The sequence below is a fragment of the Dapis brunnea BLCC-M229 genome, assembly GCF_050015995.1.
GTDB lineage: Bacteria > Cyanobacteriota > Cyanobacteriia > Cyanobacteriales > Microcoleaceae > Trichodesmium.
This window is the reverse complement of record NZ_JBNHEP010000091.1, coordinates 105,981-115,000: the sequence shown is the minus strand read 5'-3', so window position 1 is coordinate 115,000 and position 9,020 is coordinate 105,981. Positions and strand designations below refer to the sequence as shown.

At 38.9% G+C, this 9,020-nt stretch carries 2 protein-coding genes (1 of these 2 only partly in view); both read right to left on the bottom strand.

Annotated features, from left to right (window positions below):
* A protein-coding gene (locus ACP6PM_RS10605) for an ATP-binding protein (protein ID WP_426584388.1) crosses the window boundary here: on the bottom strand, positions 1-2,741 show its 5' portion. It extends 1,336 nt beyond the left edge of the window; 2,741 of the gene's 4,077 nt are visible here — the first part of the coding sequence; the start codon lies at positions 2,739-2,741; the stop codon falls past the left edge of the window.
* Positions 2,742-2,895: 154 nt separating this feature from the next.
* The gene (locus ACP6PM_RS10600) at positions 2,896-8,862 is read right to left on the bottom strand and encodes an ATP-binding sensor histidine kinase (protein WP_426584386.1); all 5,967 of its coding nucleotides are present in this window, start codon (positions 8,860-8,862) and stop codon (positions 2,896-2,898) included.
* Positions 8,863-9,020 lie beyond the last annotated feature (158 nt).

Here is a 9,020-nt window from a genome sequence, read left to right as displayed (position 1 = left end):
AATCGCATCATGGCTAAACTATAGGGTTCCTCCATTTCTGGGAAGCTATCAATGTCTGCAATTTGAGGAAGGGTAAGATTTTTTTGCGCGAATTCCTCGATTTTGGTTAGCGATAAACCCAACATTTCCAGTCCTTCAAACCCGGTGTCGAGGGCGCGGGGCATTTGAAAATGATTGATGTAAATTTGGGTTTTAATTTCCCAAACTTTAACAATATCGAGTTGCTGGATCGCTTGTTGTTGAACGATATCGGCAAGAGATTCGGCTTCCTGGATATTGCCTGTGATGTATTCAACCTCTAGGGTTTCTATATGGAGGTTTAATGTTAAAGCATATTGGGTTGTCCAACTATCGCTCTCTAACAGTTTTAATCCCGTTTGCAGGTAGGCGATCGCCCCTTGATATGCAGTAGATAGTTTGGCTTTTTGTCCGGCTTGTAAATTTAAGCGTGCCAATTCTTCCCGTTGAGCAGGTCGCTTGATTAAATCCGCACCATAGTTTAATTGATTGACAATGGCAAAAATCTTCCCGTCTCGCGAGCTTTCTGGGGTATTTTGCAGTAACAATTGTCCAATTTTTAGATGAGTCTTTTGCTTATGCTCTTCGGGAATAAGAGAATAAGACGCTTGTTGAACGCGATCGTGCAAGAAGTCATATTCCACTACAATTCCCTTGGCTTGATCTTTGTCTTGTCCCCATTCTTGGAAAAACTTGTAGGCTTGACTCCGGGGTAAAATAAGTCCTTCTCCCAGAGCGCTCCACAGAGTAGCGGCGACTTCCTCAGAACTGGTTTGGCAGATAATGGCTAAAGTTTCTAAGTCAAATTGATTGCCGATGCAGGCGGCTAATTTCAAGATTTTTTGCGTATCTTCAGGCAATTTTTGCAAACGCCCCGCCATAAACTCCACTACATCATCCGTCAGTGCTCGTTGCCTCACCTCGATAATATTGCACTCCCAATACCCCACTTCCCGATTAAACTGAATCAATTCATCCTCATACAAACCCAACAAAAACTGAGTCGTAAAAAACGGATTTCCCTTGGTCTTCTGATACACCAACTCTGTTAACGGTTTTGCCACCTCCTCATCACAACTCAGGGTATCTGCTACTAAACAATTAATATTATCCACAGACAAAGGTGCTAAGGTAATAGTATTAATCGTGGCTTGTGCTTTCCCCATTTCATCCAGGGTTAACATCAACGGATGAGCAGGAAATACCTCATTATCCCGATATGCTCCTATCATCAACAAATAGGAATTGGAGGCTTCACTCATCAACAGTTTCATCAAATTTAGAGAAGCTGAGTCTGCCCACTGTAAATCATCTAAGAATATTACTAAAGGATGTTCTTTTGTAGTGAAAACTTGAATAAATTTACCAAACAGTAAATTAAAACGATTTTGTGCTGCATTACCGGAAAGTTCTGGTACAGGAGGTTGCTTGCCAATAATTTTTTCTAACTCCGGAATTACCTCTATAATTACTTTTCCATTTTCTCCTACTGCATCCAGAATTTTATCTTTCCATTCCTGTAGTTGAGCATCACTTTCACTCAATAATTGCCCCATTAAATCTCGCAGAGATTGCACTAATGCTGAGAAAGGAACGGAGCGATTAAACTGGTCAAATTTGCCTTTGATGAAATAACCCCTTTGCCTGACTATGGGTTTGTGAACTTCGTTAACAACTACTGTTTTACCAATCCCAGAGAAACCTGCTACCAAGATTAGCTCTGAACCTCCCCCTTTGCTAAGGGGGGATTGAGGGGGGATTACTACTCTCTCAAATGCTCCTAATAACTGTTGCACTTCTGCAACTCTTCCATAGAGTTTTTCCGGGATACAGAAGCGATCGCTTATATCCCGCTCTCCCAACTCAAAATACTCTATTTCTCCCTTATACTCCCATTGCTGCCGACATTTTTCCAAGTCATATTTTAAACCCAAAGCACTTTGATACCTATCTTCCGCGTTTTTCGCCATCAACTTCAGGACAATATTTACCAGGGCCGTCGGTACTTGAGAGTTTGACTTCGCAGGAGTTTTTGTCATATGACAATGGACTAATTCCATAGGATCGGTAGTTTCAAATGGTAAGACTCCATTTAACATCTCAAAAAAGGTTACTCCCAAGGAATAAAAGTCGCTGCGATAATCTATGCCTCGATTCATCCTTCCAGTTTGCTCTGGGGAAATATAGGCTAAAGTTCCTTCTAGGACACTGTAGTTTTGAATAGTTTGAGTTTCTTTTGGCAGTAAGCTAGAAATACTAAAGTCAATAATTTTTACTTGCTTAGTTTCTGGATTAATTAGTATATTTGCGGGTTTAATATCTTTATGAATAATTCGATTTTGGTGTAATTTATAGACAATTTCTGCTATTTGAATAGCTATGTCTAAAAATCTGGATATGTCTTTTGCACCAGGTGATAATTTCTGATAATATTGACCTAAAGAAATGCCACCAAAGTCTGGCATAATTAAGGCATAGCGATTCTGATAATTTAACAGAGCTAATGGTTTGAGTATACCTTCAACAGATAGATTTTTAGCAATGGTGTATTGGTTGCGAAACTGGACTAATTCCTGAAAAGAAGGAAAGTCATTGCGCATCAGTTTAATAACTACTGGTTGAGTATCTACTTTAGCCACTCCGCGATAAACAATAGTGCGCTCGCTCTCATGTATTAAGTCGCCGATTTCGTAATCTGTTAAGGATGTTATATTTAAGTTCATGGCCAGTTATTCAAAACACTTTTTTATAACTTTACTCTAATTATAATTCTCAAGGTCAAAAATCTTCTCCTCCCTTCCAGCATAGTACCTTGAAAAATTCTCCTACTCCCTATTCCCTAAAATTTTTATTGTAGGTATTCAAACAGACATGATATTAGCCTGAATTTAAAGGTAAAGTAATGATAAATTTTGTGCCTTTACCGAATTGTGAAATACAATCAATTTTACCTCCATGTTTTTCTTCAATAATTTGCTTGGCGATCGCCAGCCCCAATCCAGTTCCTTTTCCTACTCCCTTCGTAGTAAATAAATGTTCAAATATCTTAGATTTGACCTCATCTGGTATCCCTTTGCCATTATCTGAAATCTGAATCTCCACGACATTTTGTTCCGTTAAATTCGCAGTTTGAATTGTGATTTTCTGAGGATTACTCTTCAAATCCTCCAAGGTCATTTGTTGAGCGACTTCATCGAACATATCAATAGCATTAGCTAGAATATTCATAAATACTTGGTTAAGTTGTCCCGGAAAACAGTTTATATCAGGCACATCACCATAGTTTTTAACCACTTCAATTCCCGGACGTTTCTCCGACGCTTTGAGGCGATATTTCAGAATTAACAGAGTGCTATTGAGTCCTTCATGCAAACTAGCGCTGACTTTATGTTCTGTATCAGCACGGGAGAAGGTGCGGAGACTGGTGCTGATGCCTTTGATGCGATCGGTTGCATTTTGCATTGAGTCCAGTAGCTTAGGCAAATCTTCCAGGATAAATTCTAGCTCAATCTCTTCAGCACTGTCTTGCACCACCTCATTTGGAGGTTGTTGGGATTGATAGGTATCTAGATGTTCAAACAGATATTGCACATAGTCTTTGGTGTTTTCGATGCTGCCGTTGAGGAAGCCAATAGGGTTATTGACTTCATGGGCGACACCCGCGACTAAGTTGCCTAGAGTTGCCATTTTTTCCCCTTGGATCATTTGCAGATTGAGTTGCTGTAGCTCAATATCGGCTTGGTGACGTTCAATAGCAATGCGCGCCAGGTAGGTGGCAACTTCTATTAACTGGCGATCGTGCAGGGTAAATTCACCAGGTTCAGGTAGGTACATAGCTAGGGTAGCTAGCACTTGCCCATCTGCACCTAAAATCGGCGTAGACGCGCAGGCACATAGGCCAAAATATAAAGCAACCTGTAAATTAGCCCACAGGGGATCGGTGGCAATATCGGTCACTGTGACCGATGCCTTGTAATAGGCAGCTCTTCCACAAGAGCCAACCTCCGGGCCAATTGCAACGCCATCAATCAAAGCACAGTAGTCGGCTGGTAAACTAGGAGAGGCGAGATTGCGCAGCCGTTCTCCGCCTTCAAGCAACAAGAAAGAACAATAAGCGGCATGGCGGCTCTGACTTTCAATGTATAGGGATGTTTCTTCCAACATTTGAGTTAGAGGTAATCCTTGGGCAATGAGTGCCAAAATTTGCTGTTGTCCTTTAGAAATAGCTACAGTTTCTATCAGTTCCTGGGAAGTTTTTTGAGCTTTTAGGAGGGAATGCTCCAACTCTTTGTAAAGCAAAGAGTTTTGGATAGAAATTGCTGCTTGGGTGCAGAGAAAGTTCAGGAGCAGGATGCGATCGCGTGTAAATACCCCACTGGTGAGGTGGTTTTCTAGGAATATTGTGCCGATGCAACGACCTTGGTTCAGCATTGGTAAGGCCAAAACACTCTTAGGTTGATGTTTCTTAAGATAATCGTCTACCACCGGCAAATCTGTCTCTAAGTCATCAATAACAACTGTTTCGTAGGTGTTTTTAACATACTGAATCAGTTTGACAGGCAGATGTCGATCGTTATTAAGTGGCTCAGTGCATAGCTGTATCTCCTTGGGTGTGGTGATCGCCTGTACCTGCCATTCTCCAGTTTCATCAGGAAGGATTAAGGCACAGCGATCGCATCCTGAATGTTGTAAGATAATTTGAGTTAGTTGGCGCAGTAATTCATCAAGCTCAATAGTTGCTGAAAGGGTTTGCTGGGCTTTGAGTACAGTAGCAAAGTCGAGAGCGCTATTGATACTGCTAGTAGAGGGATGGGTAGCAGTGATGGAATTATGAATTGAAATACTAGATTGGGTAAAAGTTGATAGAGTTTCAAGGAAATTGAGGCTTTGTGCTGCCTGTTTTAAAATTGGAGTGAGTAAGTCAGGATAGCGTTTTTCTAAGTCGTCGGTTTTAGCTTTGGCTCCCCAACGAGCATAACAGTAATAGGCTTCTTGCATGTAGCCCGCAGCAACTTTTTCTTTGCCCCAGTCGAGGTAGAATTTGGCTGCTAGTTCGTTGCCTAATGCTTCTTCTGGCAGGTATTCGTTGATTTTAGCTCCAGAAATTGCGCGATCGTACAGTTCGAGTGCTTGAGCATTTTGTCCTAATACGCGATGTTTTTCTGCTTCAACTAAATCATATTTATGTTGAAAATTCATTGGTGCATGATGCGCCCAATTTTTTATTTTATCTTGATTAGAATTTACATATTGGAAAATATCTATTTGCTCGTTCTCTGAAACTGATGTAAATTTTTGTAACCTAGACAGAGAGTCATAAAAATAAAATATGGATACAATGTACATCGCTGCGATCGCATACAAATACTTTTTGACATTTTCGGCATTTTCTATAGCTTGATGGAAATTTCCAAAAGTATAAGCTAAAAATAATTTATTAATAAATAAAAATGCTAAACCTTGTCCGTCATTAGCATTTTCCAGTATAGGTAATTGACTTTTTTCATCGCAAGCTTGACCAATTAATAAAACCGGATTTTCGACGTCACCCACTAAATTAAGTATCGTTTGTCGAAAAATTTCATTGTAGCTAAAAGTATTTATTTGATTAATTTTTTGCAAAACCTCGCTGTAATTAGCTGTCATCAAAGCTAATTCATCCAAAGGTTTACCAATGTACAATGCTTGACGAGTTCGGGTATTAGCACAATAGCCTGCAAATGCCAAATCTCCAACTTCCAAGCTATTAGAATAAGATAACTCTAAAGGTTGTAAACTTTGACTCAAATGCTGCTTCCAATGCATGGAAAAGCAATAAGCTACAAAGACTGTTCTTGGTTTTAAGTTGTTTTGTGGAGATCGCGATGATAACTCTAATCCCAAGCAAGCAAATTCGTATGCAGATACAATATCGCCAACAGCGTCCCATAATAGTATTGCATAAACCGTATAAGCAAAGCTCGAAGCTGGTGCATTACCGTAACTCAAGGATAAATAAATCAGCTTTAAGATAGTTAGAGGAAAAAGTAGGGGCTTTGCCATGTGAGTGCATGGTATTAAGTTCATCATAATTTGCATCCCATTGACATATTCAGCTTTTTGCATTTGTGGCAATTCTAAAAGTTCAGATGGTTTTCTATTTGCCATGGCGATTGCAGTTTCTTTAAATGCAGCATCAATATCAGCAGGGGATGGTTCATTGGGAAATTCTACTCCCAACATTTTTAAAATCTCTAATCCAGAATTAATTGCACCAAGCATATCTTTTTGAGCGGTCAGAGCTTCAATCTTGATTTCATAAATTTTGACTTTATCAAGAGTCGTTTTGCTTTTTTGTAAAACTTGCTTGGCTAATTTTTCCATCCCAATAAAATTACCAGTTAGATATGCTATTTCTGCTTGTAATTGATGTAATGAAAGAGTTAATTCATACTGATGATTCCAACTATTTTCGGGAAGTAAGCGTTGGCAATTATCTGCATACTTAGCAGCAGAAACATATGCAGTTGCATCCTTAGCTTTACGGCTAGCAATAAAATTTAATTTGGCTAATTCATCTTTTTGAGCAGGTTTTTTTATTAAATCTAATCCAAAATTTAATTGATTTACGATATCAAAAATTTTATTTTCTTGTTCCTGTTGTGGAATATTTTTTAATAAAATTCGACCTATTTTCAAATGCGTTTTCTGTTTATGTTCATTGGCAATCAAAGAATAAGCTGCTTGTTGAACCTGATCGTGCAAAAACTTATAATTAACAACCTGAGAATTTCCCTCTCGATTATCTTGTTTGTTTAGTCCAAGATAAAACTTATAAACCTGACTTTGAGGCAGTATAAAACTCTCCTGCAAAGCCCTCCACAAACTATCTGCTGTATCTTCCTTTGATTGCTCACAAACTACTGCTAATGTTCCTAAATCAAACTGATTACCAATACAAGCAGCTAACTTCAACACTTCTTGAGTTTCCGTCGGCAACTTCTGTAACCTCTGTGCCATAAACTCCACCACATCATCCGTCAGCGCTCGTTGCCTCACCTGAGCAATGTCACACTCCCAATACCCCACTTCCCGATTAAACTTAATTAATTCATCCCCATACAAACCCAGTAGAAACTGAGTCGTAAAAAACGGATTTCCCTTGGTTTTCTGATACACCAACTCTGTTAATGGTTTCGCCACCTCTCCATCACAACTCAGGGTATCCGCCACCAAATGATTAATATTATCTACCGACAAAGGTGCTAAAGTAATAGTATTAATCGTGGCTTGTGCTTTCCCCATTTCATCCAGGGTCAACATTAACGGATGAGCAGGAAATACCTCATTATCCCGATATGCTCCTATCATCAACAAATAGGAATTGGAGGCTTCACTCATCAACAGTTTCATCAAATTTAGAGAAGCTGAGTCTGCCCACTGTAAATCATCTAAGAATATTACTAAAGGATGTTCTTTTGTAGTGAAAACTTGAATAAATTTACCAAACAGTAAATTAAAACGATTTTGGGCTGCACTTCCTGATAATTCTGGCACAGAAGGTTGCTTGCCAATAATTTTTTCTAACTCCGGTATTACATCAACAATTACTTGCCCATTTTCCCCCACTGCATCCAGAATTTTATCTTTCCATTGCTGTAGTTGTGCATCCCTTTCGCTCAATAATTGCCCCATTAAATCCCGCAGAGATTGTACTAATGCTGAGAAAGGAACGGAGCGATTAAACTGGTCAAATTTTCCTTTAATGAAATAACCCCTTTGCCTGACTATGGGTTTGTGAACTTCATTTACAACCACCGTTTTTCCAATCCCAGAAAATCCTGCCACCAGCATCATTTCTGAACCCCCCCCCTTTCCCAGGGGGGATTGAGGGGGGATTGCTACCCGCTCGAAGGCATCTAGTAAAGTTTGTATTTCTATTTCTCTACCATACAACTTTTCCGGGATGAGAAAGCGATCGCTTATATCCCTACTCCCTAGCTCAAAATATTCTATTTCTCCCTTAAACTGCCATTCCTGACGGCATTTTTCCAAATCATATTTTAAACCCAAAGCACTTCGATAGCGGTTCTCGGCATTTTTCGCCATCAACTTCATCACTATCTGTGACAAGACTTTAGGAATCTCTTCGGTGTTACCTAATACAGGCATCTTCGCCAAATGACAATGCACCAATTCCATGGGGTCAGTAGTTTCAAATGGTAATGTTCCATTTAAGATCTCAAAAAAGGTTACTCCCAACGAATAAAAGTCGCTGCGATAATCTATGCCTCGATTCATCCTTCCAGTTTGCTCTGGGGAAATATAGGCTAAAGTTCCTTCTAGGACACTGTAGTTTTGAATAGTTTGAGTTTCTTTTGGCAGTAAGCTAGAAATACTAAAGTCAATAATTTTTACTTGCTTAGTTTCTGGATTAATTAGTATATTTGCGGGTTTAATATCTTTATGAATAATTCGATTTTGGTGTAATTTATAGACAATTTCTGCTATTTGAATAGCTATGTCTAAAAATCTGGATATGTCTTTTGCACCAGGTGATAATTTCTGATAATATTGACCTAAAGAAATGCCACCAAAGTCTGGCATAATTAAGGCATAGCGATTCTGATAATTTAACAGAGCTAATGGTTTGAGTATACCTTCAACAGATAGATTTTTAGCAATGGTGTATTGGTTGCGAAACTGGACTAATTCCTGAAAAGAAGGAAAGTCATTGCGCATCAGTTTAATAACTACTGGTTGAGTATCTACTTTAGCCACTCCACGATACACAACAGTGCGCTCGCTCTCATGTATTAAGTCGCCGATTTCGTAATTCGTTAAGGATGTTACAATTATACTCATAGCTATTTTATTAATTTTATTTAAACATTTTATCAAAAATTTTCTCTAATACCAATTACCGAATAATTAAGGTTTAAAGCCTCTCCTTAAACCCTATTTAACTTAAGAATGAAACACTTTTTCTGCTGAAATCCTTTGAGAGAAAGAAATGTCTGTCT

What these genes read in the sequence shown, in the direction of transcription:
- ACP6PM_RS10600 (WP_426584386.1), bottom strand. Translation starts at nt 8,862, where the DNA reads ATGAGTATAATTGTAACATCCTTAACGAATTACGAAATCGGCGACTTA.